The following is a 14,659-nucleotide window of genomic DNA, read 5'->3' as shown; positions in this document are numbered from 1 at the left end:
CGGCGGCTAGCCTTCCGGCCCGAAAAACCGGCTTTCCGTTTCCGGTTTCTGTTTCGCGTCCGCCTTCTCAATCTCCGCCAATATGGCGGCGCTGCGACGATCCTGGCTGGCATAGTCGCGAGCCGATTTTCCGGCGAGCGAATCGGTGTGGTCCGGATCGGCACCATTCGCCAGCAGCAGACGGACCAGTTCGCTGTCACGAAGCTGGACCGCTCGGATCAGCGCGGTTTCCCCTTGCCGGTTCGGCTCATCGACTTTCGCCCTTTTGGCCAGCAGGGTCCGGACTCCGTCGACGAAGCGCAGCTGGGTAGCCAGCATCAGTGGCGTGACACCCTCCTTGTCGGCAATATTGGGATTGGCACCTTTTTGCAGCAGGAAACCCACCCAGACATTGTCGCGACGCGCTACGACGATGTGCAGGGCCGTTTCTCCGGACGAGCGATCGCGGGTATTGACGATAACCGATCCCGGCTGGCTGAGAAATTTTGTCGCCTCCTCGCCATCCCTTTCCTTGACCGCTTTCAGAAAATTATAGCTGTCCGAAAACTGGGCGGCGGCCGGAGCGGAAATCGAAAATGCGGCAACGGCCAGCAATGCCAGTTGCACGAATCTGCCCAATGGGCCGGACGAGCGGGTGACCGAAGAGATTTTTCTGAACATTTTTAGCCCCGTTTTACTGACCGGTGACTTGGCGCACCGATGCACTGCAATTGCTGTCGATCAATTATCTGTTGAAATTGATTCACTAGCAGACCATGTCTGGCCCCGTAATGAACAATATCAAAAATGTCGCCAAAATGATCCTTGCCACAGGATTACTGACAGTTCTGGCCGCCTGCAACCCCGCGTCCGAAGCGTCTGCGGAACCGCCGCTTGCCGGAGCGGACATTGGCGGTTCCTTCACCCTGACCAATCAGGACGGCGGTAAAACCTCGGAAAAAGCGTTCCAGGGCCAATATCGTATCATCTATTTCGGCTACAGCTATTGCCCTGACGTCTGTCCGGTCGATCTCGCCAATCTCATGCTGGGATTGAAACAGGCAGAAAAAGAGGACCCGGCTCTGGTCGAGAAAATCCAGCCGATTTTCATCTCCGTCGACCCCGGTCGCGATACACCGGAAGTCCTCAAACAATATGTATCCGCTTTTCACCCCCGGCTGATCGGTCTCACCGGTACTCCGGACGAAATCGCGGCGGTCGCGAAAGAATATCTGATTCTCTATGATGTTCGCGATGACGAGAGTTCCAGCGAGTATCTCGTTGACCACAGCCGCCAGGCCTATCTGTTCGGGCCGGATGGAGAACCGCTGGCGCTGCTGCCCTTTGATGGCACACCGCAGCAGGTTGCCGACGAAATAGCCCAATGGGTGGGCTAGACGCCGCCCAGCCGTTCTGGGAAGCGCCGCTTGAATCGCTCGATCGCGGCCAGTGGGAGGCCTTGTGCGACGGCTGTGGAAAATGCTGTTTGCTGAAGGCCGAGGACGAGGATGACGGTCAGATATATATGACCAATATCGCCTGCAAGCTGCTCGATCTGCAGAGCGCGCAATGCAGCGATTATCGCCACCGCAAGTTCCATGTGCCCGATTGCGTCCGTCTGACCCGCAACAAGCTGGAAGAATTTGACTGGTTGCCCGACAGCTGTGCCTATAAAATGCGTGCCCGGGGGCTGCCGTTGCCGGACTGGCATTATCTGGTTTCCGGAGATCGTGAATCGATTCACGCGGCGGGCCAGTCGATCCGGGGCAAGGTCATTCCCGAGAGCAAGGCCGGGCCGCTCGAGCAGCATATTCTCGATGCGCCTCTTTAGTTCATCACGGCCCGAAGCGCTCACCATCAACCTCGGAGGGGCCAGCTATCCGCTCCAGCTGCGGCGGTCAAAGCAGGCCCGGTCGATCATCGTTTCGGCCGATACCGTAAAAGGCGTCGTCCGCCTCACCCTGCCCCCCTATGCATCGGAGAGTCAGGCGCTGCGCTTTGCCCGGTCCAAGTCCGACTGGCTCAATGCCCGCTTTGCCGAAGCCGTCCCTCCGGTCCCGGTGGAGGATGGCAGCCAGATCGCATTTCTGGGCGAGCCCTATATTATCCGGTGGTCACCGGATTTTGCCCGGACACCGCGAATCGTGGGGGGCGAAATCCGGCTGGGCGGACCGGCGGAACATGTTGAGTCCCGGGTCCTTCGCTGGCTCAAGGCCGAGGCTCGCAGGATATTTGCCGACGATCTGCAATATTATTGCGACAGGGCCGAAACCGAATTGCCGCGTCTCGCGGTTGGCGACGCGCGCCGCCGCTGGGGCAGTTGCTCGGCGCGCAAGTCGATCCGGCTGAGCTGGCGGCTGGTCATGGCGCCGCCGCATGTTCGCCGGTCGGTGGTCGCCCACGAAGTCGCCCATCTCACCCATATGGACCATAGCAAGCGATTCTATGTCTTGCTCGACCGGATATTTGAATCGGATCGTCGCAGTGCCGATCGCTGGCTCAAGGACCATGGACGCGGTCTGCACATGGTCGGAGCGGTACGGCAATCGCCTCCGGCTGACTGAGCGCGGCTATTGCGGTTCCAGTCTGGCCCCTTCGGGGAGCAGGGACTCGGGCGGGTTTTGCGGTGGCTGTGGCTTGGGTCTTTTGGCCGGCGCGGGTTCCGGCTTGCGCGGTCCGGGATCCTCGCCGCGACCGAGGACCGAATCGATCCAGTCCTGATCGAGTCGCGGACTATCGGCCGCTTCCCCGCCTTCCAGATCATATTCGATCCCGCGACCGGTTTCGATCGGCATGCCGTTTTCATCCACATAAATGCCGTCTTCGGGCGCGCCGAACAGCTCGTCTTCATCCGGTTCCAGCTGCCATTCCGGCAAGACCAGTTCCGTATCGAACTTCTCGACCTTGCGATTGGCGACAGCCATTTTCATGAATTGCGCGAAGACGCTGGCCGGCGCCCGGCCACCCTGCAATCCGCCAACCGGCTTGGCATCGTCACGGCCCATCCAGACACCGGTCGTCAGTCCGCTGGAAAAGCCGAGGAACCAGCCATCCTTGTTGCTGCTGGTGGTTCCGGTCTTGCCGGCAACCGGCCTGCCGATCTGGGCAGCCCGGCCGGTGCCGGTGGCAACCGCAGTCTGCATCAGGTCGGTGATGCCGGCGGCAACCCAGGGGTCAACCAGCACGCGACTGCCGTCGAATTTGCTCTGGTACAGGACATCGCCGTTCATCGTCTGCACCTTGGTGATTCCGAAGGGTGTGATCGCAATGCCCTTGCCGCTGATCGAAGCAAAGGCGCGGGTCATGTCAAGAAGCCGCACATCGGACGTTCCAAGCACCATTGACGGGTTGGTGTTGATCGGGGTGGTGATCCCGAAACGCCGCGCCATATTGGCGATCGACGAGGTGCCGATATCATTGCCGATTGCTGCGGCGACGGTATTTTTGGAAAAGGCGAAAGCGGTGCGGACATCAATGTCGCCGGCGTAGCGGTCACCGCTGTTGCGCGGAGTCCAGTTGCCGATGGTGATCGGTTCGTCGGTCACCGTGTCATTGGGCGTATAGCCCGCTTCCAGCGCCGCCATATAGACGAACACTTTCCACGCCGATCCGGGCTGGCGGACGGCCTGGGTGGCCCGGTTATAATTGGAGGTCACATAGTCGGTGCCGCCGACCATGGCGCGTACTGCGCCGTCGCGGTCAATCGCCACCAGCGCGCCCTGGGCGCCGGCCGGTACACCGGACTGGATCGCCGCGGTGGCGACGCGCTGCATGTCGAGATCCAGCGTTGTCCAGACCTCGATCGGTTCAACGCTCTCGTCGATCAGCAGGTCGAGCTGCGGCAACGCCCAGTCGGTGAAATAGCGGACGCTGTTCTGCCGGGGTTCGGGGGCCAGCTTGACCGATGCAGGGTTGGTCTTTGCCGCTTCCGAGGCGCTTATCGCTCCGGCGTCCTGCATCACTTCCAGCACCACGGTTGCCCGCCCGATCGCAGCCGTCGCGTCGGCGGTGGGTGAATAGCGGGATGGTGCCTTGACCAGACCGGCGATGATCGCGGCCTCGGCCAGGTTGAGGTCTCTTGCACTATGCGCGAAAAAACGCCGTGATGCCGCGTCGATGCCATAAGCACCGCCGCCATAATAGACCTTGTTCAGATAGAGTTCGAGAATCTGTTCCTTGGAAAATTTCCGCTCCATCGCCAGCGCGAGCAATATTTCCCGGCCTTTCCGGCCAAAGGTCCGGTTGTTGTTCAGAAATACGTTGCGGGCGAGCTGCTGGGTGATGGTGGAACCGCCCTGCGCCCAATGGCCACGCTGCATCCTGACCTGAAGCGATCGCGCGATGCCGATCGGGTCGACGCCGGGATGGATTTCGTAGCGCCGGTCCTCGACCGCGACCATGGCGGATTTCATGACTTCCGGAATTTCCGCATAGGGCAGCCATTCGCCGTAGCTCGGCCCCATGGAAAACAGCTCTTTGCCGTTAACGTCGAGAACCCGTATCATCTGGCCGTTGGGAGAGGATTTGAGATCCTCGAAGCCGGGGAGCGAAGAGCGGACCACCAGAACCGCAACCACCAGGGCAATAGCCGCGAGAAGTCCGACGACCAGACCGGCCTTGGTCAGCCGCCAAAGCCATTTGCGGATGGGACCCTGTTTGTTGCTGCGTTTTCTGGCCCGCGCCATATTGATCCACCCACTAAATACCAAACCAGAATTTTTCTAGCGTTCCGGTGCCTTACCGTAGGCTGAACAGGGAAGCACAGAAAAAAGTCAGTCGTCTTTGGGTTCGAACGCCATGGCCGCGCTATTCATGCAATAGCGCAGGCCGGTTTCGGTCGGCCCATCGGGAAAGACATGGCCAAGATGTCCGTCGCACGTGGAGCAGCGTATCTCGATCCGGCGCATGCCATGACTATTGTCCTCGATCTCGGTAACCGCTTCGGAATCGGCGGGCGCGGAAAAGCTGGGCCAGCCACAACCGCTGTCGAACTTGCTGTCTGACTCGAACAATTTGCTGCCACAGCCGGCGCAGAAAAATTCACCGTCTCGATATTCGGTGTTCAATGCGCCGGTAAAGGGCCGCTCGGTGCCCGCTTCGCGGAGTACGTGATATTGCTCCGGAGACAGCCGTTGCCGCCATTGCTCGTCGCTCAATATTGTTTTTTCCATAGTCGCTAAATGGGGGTTTGATCGCGGACGGTCAAGGCATCTGAAAAGGCCATCCCGGGCGCCAATCCTTATGCTTAACCGGATATTAGGCATATCCGGCGAAAATGGCGGATTATGAAGATGGCGGTAAAACTTGTGCTGAATGCAGCAATGGTCTGCGCTTCCCTTGCGATTCCGGCGGCGGAATTGCAGGCGCAATGCCGCCTGTGCGCCGCCAGTGCCCCGCCTGACGGATCCTCCGGAACGGCGGCCGGGAAGCCGGAAATTCCGCTGCAGATCGAAATTACCGCCAATCTGGATTTTTCCCGCATGGCCCTGTTGAGCAGCAGCGGCGGCGTGGTCAGTATCGATCCTATGTCGGGCGACCGGCAAATCCGGGGCAGTATTGCCAATCTTGGCGGCATGGCGTTGCACGGCGAAGGACGTCTGACCGGCGAACCGGGCCGCAGCGTGCGGATATTCCTGCCCGAACGGATTCAGCTCAGCGCGCCCAATGGTTCGACGGCCGAGCTGGAGCGGCTGCAAACCAATCTGCCGACGCTGGCACGACTGGATCCGTCCGGACGGCTGACCTTTTCCTTCGGTGGTCAATTGCGCGTCCGTGGCGATGCAAATGGCCGGTTCCGTGGCCGGATCGCGATTACCGCTGATTATGAGTGAACCCGTCCGCCGGTGCTAGCGTCCGCTGGCGGCTTTCCGGGCAATCAGCAGCAGTTCTTCCTCGAGCAGCACCTGGTCCGGCTGGCCGCTGCTTTTCATGACAATCTCCAGTTGCAGAATTCGTTCGATCAGCCGCGCGATATGGGCGGATGACCAGATTCGCAGCTGCCGCTTGAAATGTTTCTGCTCCTTGAAAAAGACGCTGGGGTGACTGGCGACGGAATCGACATTGCCGCCCTTGTCCACCTTGCTGCGCAATTCCGCGAGCTTGGCAAGATGCCGGAGCATGATCCGGATCAGGCCGATTTCGCTGATACCCTGCGCGCGGGTAGCGGCGATTTCCCGTGCCAGCCGCGCTGCATCGCCATTGAGTGCGGCGTGGATCAGCAGGTTGATATCCTCTTCGTCATTCTCGGCACCGAGCAGAAGCAGAATATCCGCTTCCGGGGTCATCGGATTATCCGCTGACGCATCCAGGTAGAGCGCGATTTTTTCGACTTCCAGACGGGCCAGAACCAGATCATTGCTGGTCAGGGCCGCGATTTCCTGGGCCATTTCCCGGCTCAGTCGCAGGCCTTCGGTCTGGGCCATGGTCAGGATTTCCGCCGCTGCCTGCTGGGGTGTCGTTTCATAGCAGGTTGCGATCAGGGCATCCGGCGCCGCAATAATGGTCTTGGCCAGCGCGGTTTTGTCGCCCATGCCGGGTGCGATGACAAATACCGGATCGCCGGCGGTGTCGCTCGCCAGCAGATTGTCTATCGCCGCAGTCGCGCGGACCGCTTCGCCGCTGTTCAGCCGCAATACCAGAAAGCGCTTGTCGCCGAACAGCGATGCGGAATTGGCTTCGTCGTTGAGCCGCGCGGGGCCATCGGTAATATCGCTGATTGTCAGGTCTACCCGCTCGGCACTTTGCGCCAGCGGTTTGACCAGCTCCTCGACCAGCGCCTGGCAGCGGGTCACATTCGGGCCGCACAGCAGGACCAGTCGAAATTGATCGGGAGCGGCATGAAAACGCCTGACAATCTCTTCCGGCTTCGCCTTCATGGCTGCGGCGACGCGCTGGCCTCATTCCGGGCAAACAGGGACAGCCGGGTTACGATCTGGTTGGCCACGCGCGTCGCCAGGTTTTCCAGTGCCGTATCTTCGGCGGCCAGCGTGGCATATTCCGATGACACCACATCGATGCCGGCATCCGAACCGGCTGTGGCATCGAGAACGACCACGGAATCGGAGATGCGGACCAGTTGATAGCGGGCGCGCAGGGTTCTGCGTTCGCGGGTGATCCGGTCATCGCTGCGCACGCCGAATCCGGCAATCTTGTCTTCCAGCGCGACGGTCAGGCGATATTTGGCCTGCTGTCCCTCGAACGCGCCCAGCTGGTCCTTCAGTGCATTGCGGGTCAGCCAGCCTGCCTTGCCGGCAATCGGTTCGATCTCGACCTGGCCCAGCTCCTGCGCGACCACACCGCTCGTGCCGCCGGCGTAGAGCGGCCGCAGGTTGCAGCCGGCCAGCACCGCCGACAATGTCACGGCCAGCGTGATCCGGGCGATCAGGGATGTCATATGACGATATTGACCAGTCGGTCGGGCACGACGATTACCTTCTTTATTGCGGCTCCATCGAGGCTACGCTGCACCTTCTCGGAGGCGAGAGCAAGCTCTTCGAGCCGATCCTTGCTGCTGCCCTTGGCCGTGGTCATCGTATCGCGCAACTTTCCGCGCACCTGAATCGCGATCGTCACTTCATCATCGACCAGCAGGCTTTCGTCCACCTCCGGCCAGGGCGCGTTGGCGATCAGGCCGCTTTCACCGAACAGGGCCCAGGCTTCCTCGGCAATATGCGGCACCATCGGCGCGACTATCCGGGCGAGCGCCTTGATCGCTTCTCGTTTATCGGCAGACGGATTTGCTTTTTCTACGAGATTGACTAGCTCAAAAATTTTCGCAACGGCCTTATTAAAGGCCAAGGCTTCCACGTCGTCAGCGACACCCTTGATAGTTTGATTTAGCTTTCTTCGAACTTTTACATCTTCATTTTCCAGCGTTTCGAACTCGACGGATATAAACAGGCGCCAGAGCCGCTGGACAAAGCGCCAGCTACCCTCGATGCCCGCTTCGGACCAGGGCAGGTCGCGCTCGGGCGGGCTGTCGGAGAGCATGAAGAAACGCACCGCATCGGCGCCATATTGTTCGATGATCGGATCGGGGTCGACGACATTTTTCTTCGACTTCGACATTTTCTCGACCCGGCCGGTGGTGACCGGCGACCCGTCGGCAATCACCGTCCAGTCGGTGCCGTTTTTCTCGACCTCGTCGGGCGACAGCCAGCTGCCGTCGCCATGCTTGTAGGTCTCGTGCGTCACCATCCCTTGGGTGAACAGGCTCTCGAACGGTTCGGCGAAATCCAGCTTGCCGATGCTCGCCAGCGCCCGCGTCCAGAAACGCGCATAAAGCAGGTGCAGGATCGCATGTTCGACGCCGCCGATATATTGCGTCACCGGCAGCCATTGCTTGACCACTTCCGGATCAAAGGGCCGGTCGTCCGGCTGGCTGGCAAAGCGCAGGAAATACCAGCTGCTGTCGACAAAGGTGTCGAGCGTATCGGTTTCGCGCAGCGCCGCCTTGCCGCATTTCGGGCAATCAATATGTTTCCATGTTGCGTGCCGCTCGAGCGGATTGCCCGGCGTTTCGAAATCGATATCTTCCGGCAGGACGACGGGAAGCTGGTCCTTGGGCACCGGCACCGGACCGCAGTCATCGCAATGGATGATCGGGATCGGCGTGCCCCAGTAACGTTGCCGCGAAACGCCCCAGTCGCGCAGCCGCCAGGTCGTCTGGGCCTTGCCCCAGCCTTCGACTTGCGCGCGATCGATCACCGTCTGCTGCGCCGCTTCGACGGTCAGGCCGTCGAGAAATGCGCTGTTCACGATTTTTCCCGGACCGGTATAGGCTTCATTTCCGACATATTTCGCGGCTGTTTCCTCGCCGTCGGAAACCACGCGTTTGACCGGCAGACCATATTTGCGGGCAAAATCGAGGTCGCGCTGGTCATGCGCCGGCACGCCGAAAACCGCGCCGGTACCATAATCCATCAGCACGAAATTGGCGACATAGACGGGCAGTTGCCAGTCGGGATCGAGCGGATGGGTGACGGTCAGGCCGGTATCGAAGCCTTTTTTCTCCATCGTCTCGAGCTCGGCTGCCGTGGTGCCGCCTGCCTTGCATTCTTCGGCGAAGGCCGCGAGCGCTTCGTTCTGGCCGGCCAGTTTCTGGGTCAGCGGATGATCGGCCGACAGCGCGACAAAGCTGGCCCCGAAAATCGTGTCCGGCCGGGTCGAGAAGACCTCGACGCTGGCGATATCGCCCTGCGCTTCGGCCAGAGCGAAATGAAATTGCAGACCCTGCGACTTGCCGATCCAGTTTTCCTGCATCAGCCGCACTTTTTCCGGCCAGCCCTTGAGGTCACCCAGTCCGGCGAGCAAATCCTCGGCAAAATCGGTGATCTTCAGGAACCACTGGCTGAGCTTGCGCTTTTCAACCTGCGCACCGGACCGCCAGCCCTTGCCGTCGATCACCTGTTCGTTGGCGAGCACGGTCATGTCGACCGGATCCCAGTTGACCGCCGATTCCTTGCGATAGACCAGACCGCCCTCGAACAGGTCGATGAACAGCGCCTGTTCCTGGCCATAATAGTCCGGTTCGCAGGTCGCCAGTTCGCGGCTCCAGTCGAAGGCAAAGCCCAGAGTCTTCAGCTGGCTGCGCATCGAGGCAATATTGGCTCTTGTCCACTCGCCGGGATGGACCTTCTTTTCCATCGCCGCATTTTCCGCCGGCATGCCGAAGGCGTCCCAGCCCATCGGATGGAGCACTTCAAAACCCTGCATCCGCCGGAAGCGGGCGAGCACGTCGCCCATCGTATAGTTGCGGACATGGCCCATGTGGATGCGGCCCGAGGGATAGGGAAACATCTCGAGCACATAGCTGCGCGGCTTGCTGCTGGCGTCATCCGCCTCGAAAGTGCCGGCGGTTGACCAGCGCTCTTGCCAGCGTTTGTCCGCCGCCAGTGGATTGAATCGCTGATCGGTCATTGCGGCCCCATGAAGTGGCAGGAAGGTTTAGTTGGTGATCGCACCGCGCCGCAGGTCGCGGGCCTTGGTGAGGATGATCTGTTCCAGCTTCTGCGTGGTCGCGGCCTTGACCGGCGCATCCACCCAGGTGCCATTCTGTGCGACCTGCCGCGAAGCAGCGACACGCAGGGCGTCGGCGCGCAGATCCTGGTCGAGAATCGAAACGTTGATCTTCATTCGCTCGCCCGGATTTTGCGGGTTCACATACCAGTCGGTCAGGATCACGCCGCCGTTGCTGTCGGTCTGGGTCAACGGCATGAAGGACAGGGCATCGAGCGATGCGCGCCACAAATAGCTGTTCACGCCGATGGTGGTGACCTGGGACGCCGCCAGATCAGCCTGCGGCCGCTCTTTGCCGCCGCAAGCGGAAAGCAGCGACAATGTCAGCAGGCTGGCGGTTGCAGACCGCAGGAATGAGGATGTTTTGAGGCGGGACATGAAGCGCTCCTGGTTGCATTTAGCGCCGGCACGAAATCTTTTTCGCAGGATTTGTTCCGGACATGAAATCATTTCAGCGCTCTCTATAAATGCTTTGCCGCGAGGGGCAAGCATAAGCGCATGAATCGCTCTTGTGCGGCGCGGACTGAACGCCGGTTGAATGGCCGTGAAATCATCTCTGGTTCATGTTTTTCATGCTAGCAAGTGAAACCATGTCCGGACAAAAGCGTAACCGAACTGCAACAGAAAATTGCTAGTTTGGGAAAATCGGACAAAAACAGGATGTTGACTCGTGTAGTTCAACGGAATTTGTTATATCCAAAGCCAGAATTAAGGGAAGCGGCTTCATCATGGCGAAAAAGGTCAGTCATTTCGGTTGGTTAGCGACGGGACTCGCGGTCTCTGGCCTCGCCATGACTCCTGCTTTGGCGAAGGTGATTTCCGGCGACAGCGATTTGGTATCGCTGAAGACGCTTGGATCGATCGGTTCCTTTACCGTGGCCGGTGCCGATCCTGACCTGGTGGCCAAGTATAATATCAGCGCCTTGCGTGGCAACGCGAGTTTCAAATTTACTCCGTCCGGCGGCACCCGCGATGGTGAACGTTCGGTCACTGTGGTGGTTCGCCAGAAATCAGACGCGGTTTCGATTCGCGAAAATATTCTCGCTGCCGCCCCCGGATCGGGCGTCGCAAGCGCGGCAAAGATCGCTCCCGTTTCCTATAGCCTCGGTGCTGCAAAAGGTCTGAAGAGCTTCGCAATTCCGGTCAAGAAACTGAACGGCAATATGCCCGATCTTTCGGAAATCGGTGGTGAAAGACTGCTGGGCGAGGAAGAGGGTGGCAAGAAGAGCCGTTTCAATCCGCGCATGTCGATCGATGCTTCGGCCCCGATCAACGCTGCGCCGCGCGCTCTCGACGCCAGCCAGAAAGATTATACGCTCGATGTCGGCGGCAGCTATTCGCTGACCCGTAATCTCGACGTGACCGCTGGTGTCCGGATCAACAACGAGCGTGACCGGATGGCCCCGCTGACCGACAGCCGTCAGGATAGCCAGGCCGTCTATGTCGGAACCCAGTTCCGCTTCTAACAGAGCAGAGCCAGCGCAATAATCAACGTAAAGCGTCAATTGCTGCCCATCCGTGGGACAGCCGGTTCTTGCGCGCGTGATAGCGATGCCGGTTCATTCCGCCGAGATAGATCACCGGGCCATGGCACATCGCCGCCAGTCGACGGGTTTGCAGGGGACTCAAGGGCCGTTGGCCGGGGTGCGAACGGGTCGTGAATATCGGGGACAGAAAAAACAGGTCGGCGCCGGCGCGATTGGCTTGTGCAATCTCCCTGCCATTGTGCACCGGGGCGCTGTGCAACAGTCCATGCACCAGCGTCCGGCGTCCTGTCCGGCCGTGCAGGCCATCGGCTTTCCAGGCCCGTGCCAGTGAAGCGGATCCGGCGAGAAGCAGCACATGACCACGCCGCCGCACGAGCTTCCTGACGGTTTCAAATCGCACGCGCCGTTCGGCTTCCGGCAAATGATAATGGCGAAAGACAATGCCGCAACCGCGCGGGAGTTTCCGGATGCTTTGCTCGAGCAAAGCATCATTACGTTCGTCGGTGAACAGCCATAGCGTCGGCAGGGTCGCACCCGTCTGGTCGGGCAAATGGGGGCGGGGCTGGTCTCGCAACATAAGCACGCCTATAGACGCACATCTGGCGAAAGAGAATGATTGAGAGAGATTCACCCTTGGCATATTCCCCCCTTGAAGAGATCTGCAGCAAAATCGACAAAGCGGCCGGAATAGCCGACCGCAAGCCGTCGGATATCGCGCTGATCGCGGTGTCGAAAACCCGCAGCGGCGACGAAATCCGGCCGCTGCTGGAGTCCGGTCACCGTCTTTTCGGGGAGAACCGGGTGCAGGAAGCCATGGAGAAATGGCCGGCGCTGAAAGCGGACTATCCGGATATCGAACTGCATATGATCGGCCAGTTGCAATCGAACAAGGCGGGTGAAGCAGTCACTCTTTTTGATTATATTCATTCGCTCGACCGCCCCTCGCTGATCAAGGCGCTGGCGAAGGAAATGAAGCGGCAGGAGCGCCACATTCCCTGTTTTCTGCAGGTCAATATCGGTGAGGAACAGCAAAAGGGTGGCTGCGATATCAAGGCTGTTCCAGACCTGCTCGACCAGGCCCGGTCATCCGGAATAGAGGTCGTCGGCCTGATGGCTGTACCGCCGGACAATGCAAATCCGGTCCCCTATTTCGCCCTGCTTGCCAAACTGGCACGCGAGGCGGGACTGGACGGCCTGAGCATGGGCATGTCGGGAGATTTTGAAAAAGCGGTCAAGCTGGGCTCTACCCATATCCGGGTCGGTACCGCGCTGTTCGGTCCGCGGACGACACCGGCCGGATAATCAGCCTTCGCTATTCTTTTCGCCGTTCTTCTCGCTGTCCTTGGCCGCCCGGTCCGCCTTGCGCTCCTCCGGCGTGTCGGCAGCAACATAGCTGATCACGACATCGCCATTTTCGATGACCGGCCGGGCATCCGTGGCGAAGAATAACAGCCGCCGGTCCGGCTTGAAGACCGCAAGTGGTTCCTCGTCCTTGTCCAGGTTCTTGCGATAGTCTTCGGCTGTGAATTTCTCGGTGATATTGGTCTTGCTGAACCGCCAGCCGGCCAGATCACGATCGAGCAACGTGCCGAAATCGGAACCGGATTCGAATAACAGACGGCCCCGGCCAACCCGGCTCTTGCTCTGGCTGTCATTGGCCAGCCGACTGATCTGTTCATAGCCCATCTCCGGGCCCAGATCGGCGGTGATCAGCTGATTCTGGCTATCATTGTCGGTGGCGGCAATGAGATGCTGGTACTCGCCCATGTCGATATTGTCATTATGCGCTTCGTCGAGCACGTCGCCATGGTGGATATCCAGCCCCTCGCTGCGGGCCCGGCGCAGGGCGAACTTGCTGCCGTCGGTTACCAGAACGGGGATATCGAGAGATTTAAGCATCTTGCCCAGCGCGATCGACCAGCGGTTGGCGCCGGCAATCAACACGCCCTCGCCCTTGCCTTCGGAAATGCCCAGTCGCTCGGCCACCCAGGATGCGGAAAAACCATGGGCAAATATGGTCGCAATGACGACGGCAAAGCTGAGCGGCACAAGCGCCTCCGCACCCGGCATGCCGTAATCGACCAGGCGGATCGCAAACAGGCCGGTGATCGCGACTGCGACAATACCGCGCGGGGCAATCCAGGCGATGAACAACCGTTCGCGCCAGGGCACCGAACTGAACAGCAGGGCGACCAGCACCGAAACCGGCCGGACAATGAACAAAAGCAATATCAGGAAAATGACAAATTGTGGCCGGAACTGCTGCACCGTTTCCCAGTCCAGGGTGGCCGAAAGGATGATGAAGACGCCGGAAATCAGCAACACCGCCAGATCTTCCTTGAACCGGTAGAGTGCCTGGCTCGAGTAGATTTGCCGGTTGCCCATGACAATGCCCATGACCGTGACCGTGATCAGCCCCGTTTCATGCTTGATCAGGTCGGCAATGACAAAGCCCGCGATCACGGTGACCAGCAGAAAGGGGGCTTTCAGATATTCGGGCACCAGCCCTCTGGGAAACAGCCATGTCAGCGCAAAGCCAAGGCCTGCACCGATCAATGCGGCGATGAAGGAGGCGGCCAGCACATCCATGCTGATGACCGCGATATTGGCATCGGCACCTTCATAGGTGATATAGGCATAGATTCCGACCGCGAGCAGTGCACCGATCGGATCGTTCACAATGCCTTCCCATTTCAGGATGTTGCGGACCCGGGATGGCACGCGCAAGGTGCGGAGCATCGGACCAATCACGGTCGGCCCGGTGACAATCATGATCCCGCCGAGCAGCGCCGATATTTCCCAGGACAGGCCGGCGCCATAATGCGCCGCCGCAGTGCCCAGGACCCAGGCAATCGGTCCGGCGACCAGCACCATCGCCGAAACCGCGCCGCCTGCTTGTCGCAGTTCGCGGAAGTTCAGGCTGAGGCCGCCTTCAAACAGGATCACCGCGACCGCCAGCTTGATGATCGGCTCCTGCAGCGCGCCGAAATCGCGTTCGGGATCGATAATGCCCAGAACCGGACCAGCGATAATGCCGACGATCAGCATCAGCGCGATGGCCGGGCGACCCGTTCTCCAGGCTATCCATTGCGCGCCGATGCCGAGCAGGCCGATCAGCGCAATCTTGACCATCAGTGAATCTATTATTTCCATGATCTATCCTTGGCGGGTTTTTC

The 14,659-nt window shown here is 59.9% G+C and carries 15 protein-coding genes; 6 read left to right on the top strand and 9 right to left on the bottom strand.

Features of this window, described 5'->3' with window-relative positions:
* Positions 1-6 precede the first annotated feature (6 nt).
* Complete coding sequence (locus SPHFLASMR4Y_RS11215) at positions 7-660, bottom strand: ankyrin repeat domain-containing protein (protein WP_089133621.1); 654 nt, start codon at positions 658-660, stop codon at positions 7-9.
* A 95-nt stretch (positions 661-755) separates the two neighbouring features.
* Here SPHFLASMR4Y_RS11215 and SPHFLASMR4Y_RS11210 point away from each other — a divergent pair, with 95 nt between their 5' ends.
* The 3 genes from SPHFLASMR4Y_RS11210 to SPHFLASMR4Y_RS11200 are packed head-to-tail and all read left to right on the top strand — an operon-like array spanning position 756 to position 2,543.
* Positions 756-1,376 (top strand): SCO family protein, encoded by a 621-nt coding sequence (locus SPHFLASMR4Y_RS11210; protein ID WP_089133620.1) that lies wholly within the window; start codon positions 756-758, stop codon positions 1,374-1,376.
* The gene (locus tag SPHFLASMR4Y_RS11205; protein ID WP_089133619.1) at positions 1,364-1,810 is read left to right on the top strand and encodes a YcgN family cysteine cluster protein; all 447 of its coding nucleotides are present in this window, start codon (positions 1,364-1,366) and stop codon (positions 1,808-1,810) included. Before SPHFLASMR4Y_RS11210 ends, SPHFLASMR4Y_RS11205 begins: the two co-directional genes overlap by 13 nt.
* The gene (locus SPHFLASMR4Y_RS11200) at positions 1,797-2,543 is read left to right on the top strand and encodes a M48 family metallopeptidase (protein ID WP_089133618.1); all 747 of its coding nucleotides are present in this window, start codon (positions 1,797-1,799) and stop codon (positions 2,541-2,543) included. The genes SPHFLASMR4Y_RS11205 and SPHFLASMR4Y_RS11200 overlap by 14 nt, the downstream gene beginning before the upstream one ends.
* Before the next feature lie 6 nt (positions 2,544-2,549).
* Here SPHFLASMR4Y_RS11200 and SPHFLASMR4Y_RS11195 read toward each other — a convergent pair whose 3' ends face one another.
* Together SPHFLASMR4Y_RS11195 and msrB are read right to left on the bottom strand one after the other, a co-directional pair.
* The gene (locus SPHFLASMR4Y_RS11195) at positions 2,550-4,664 is read right to left on the bottom strand and encodes a transglycosylase domain-containing protein (RefSeq protein ID WP_089133617.1); all 2,115 of its coding nucleotides are present in this window, start codon (positions 4,662-4,664) and stop codon (positions 2,550-2,552) included.
* Between the two features lie 87 nt (positions 4,665-4,751).
* Positions 4,752-5,150 (bottom strand): peptide-methionine (R)-S-oxide reductase MsrB, encoded by a 399-nt coding sequence (msrB, locus tag SPHFLASMR4Y_RS11190; protein WP_089133616.1) that lies wholly within the window; start codon positions 5,148-5,150, stop codon positions 4,752-4,754.
* A gap of 120 nt (positions 5,151-5,270) precedes the next feature.
* On the opposite strand from msrB, the gene SPHFLASMR4Y_RS11185 reads away from it, so the two are divergent.
* Complete coding sequence (locus tag SPHFLASMR4Y_RS11185) at positions 5,271-5,810, top strand: DUF4402 domain-containing protein (RefSeq protein WP_186265922.1); 540 nt, start codon at positions 5,271-5,273, stop codon at positions 5,808-5,810.
* A gap of 15 nt (positions 5,811-5,825) precedes the next feature.
* Here SPHFLASMR4Y_RS11185 and holA read toward each other — a convergent pair whose 3' ends face one another.
* The 4 genes from holA to SPHFLASMR4Y_RS11165 are packed head-to-tail and all read right to left on the bottom strand — an operon-like array spanning position 5,826 to position 10,374.
* A complete protein-coding gene (gene holA / locus SPHFLASMR4Y_RS11180; protein ID WP_089133614.1) occupies positions 5,826-6,854 on the bottom strand; it encodes a DNA polymerase III subunit delta in 1,029 nt (342 codons plus the stop codon).
* The gene (lptE, locus tag SPHFLASMR4Y_RS11175; protein WP_089133613.1) at positions 6,851-7,372 is read right to left on the bottom strand and encodes an LPS assembly lipoprotein LptE; all 522 of its coding nucleotides are present in this window, start codon (positions 7,370-7,372) and stop codon (positions 6,851-6,853) included. The genes holA and lptE overlap by 4 nt, the downstream gene beginning before the upstream one ends.
* Positions 7,369-9,897: a leucine--tRNA ligase gene (leuS, locus tag SPHFLASMR4Y_RS11170; RefSeq protein ID WP_089133612.1), complete on the bottom strand. Its 2,529-nt coding sequence runs from the start codon at positions 9,895-9,897 to the stop codon at positions 7,369-7,371. The genes lptE and leuS overlap by 4 nt, the downstream gene beginning before the upstream one ends.
* 27 nt (positions 9,898-9,924) lie before the next feature.
* The gene (locus SPHFLASMR4Y_RS11165) at positions 9,925-10,374 is read right to left on the bottom strand and encodes a DUF3576 domain-containing protein (protein WP_089134842.1); all 450 of its coding nucleotides are present in this window, start codon (positions 10,372-10,374) and stop codon (positions 9,925-9,927) included.
* A gap of 350 nt (positions 10,375-10,724) precedes the next feature.
* Between SPHFLASMR4Y_RS11165 and SPHFLASMR4Y_RS11160 the strand changes: the two genes are divergently transcribed.
* Entirely contained in the window at positions 10,725-11,462 is a 738-nt protein-coding gene (locus SPHFLASMR4Y_RS11160; protein ID WP_089133611.1) for a hypothetical protein, read from the top strand.
* 22 nt (positions 11,463-11,484) lie between these two features.
* Here SPHFLASMR4Y_RS11160 and SPHFLASMR4Y_RS11155 read toward each other — a convergent pair whose 3' ends face one another.
* Positions 11,485-12,060, bottom strand: a complete 576-nt coding sequence (locus SPHFLASMR4Y_RS11155) for a thiamine phosphate synthase (RefSeq protein WP_089133610.1) — start codon at positions 12,058-12,060, stop codon at positions 11,485-11,487.
* A 35-nt stretch (positions 12,061-12,095) separates the two neighbouring features.
* Between SPHFLASMR4Y_RS11155 and SPHFLASMR4Y_RS11150 the strand changes: the two genes are divergently transcribed.
* The gene (locus tag SPHFLASMR4Y_RS11150) at positions 12,096-12,785 is read left to right on the top strand and encodes a YggS family pyridoxal phosphate-dependent enzyme (protein ID WP_089133609.1); all 690 of its coding nucleotides are present in this window, start codon (positions 12,096-12,098) and stop codon (positions 12,783-12,785) included.
* Here SPHFLASMR4Y_RS11150 and SPHFLASMR4Y_RS11145 read toward each other — a convergent pair whose 3' ends face one another.
* A complete protein-coding gene (locus tag SPHFLASMR4Y_RS11145; RefSeq protein ID WP_186265921.1) occupies positions 12,786-14,636 on the bottom strand; it encodes a cation:proton antiporter in 1,851 nt (616 codons plus the stop codon).
* Positions 14,637-14,659 lie beyond the last annotated feature (23 nt).

It is taken from the genome of Sphingorhabdus sp. SMR4y, assembly GCF_002218195.1.
Classification (GTDB): domain Bacteria; phylum Pseudomonadota; class Alphaproteobacteria; order Sphingomonadales; family Sphingomonadaceae; genus Parasphingorhabdus.
Note: the sequence above shows the minus strand (reverse complement) of the source record. Positions and strands in the feature narration are given on the sequence as shown.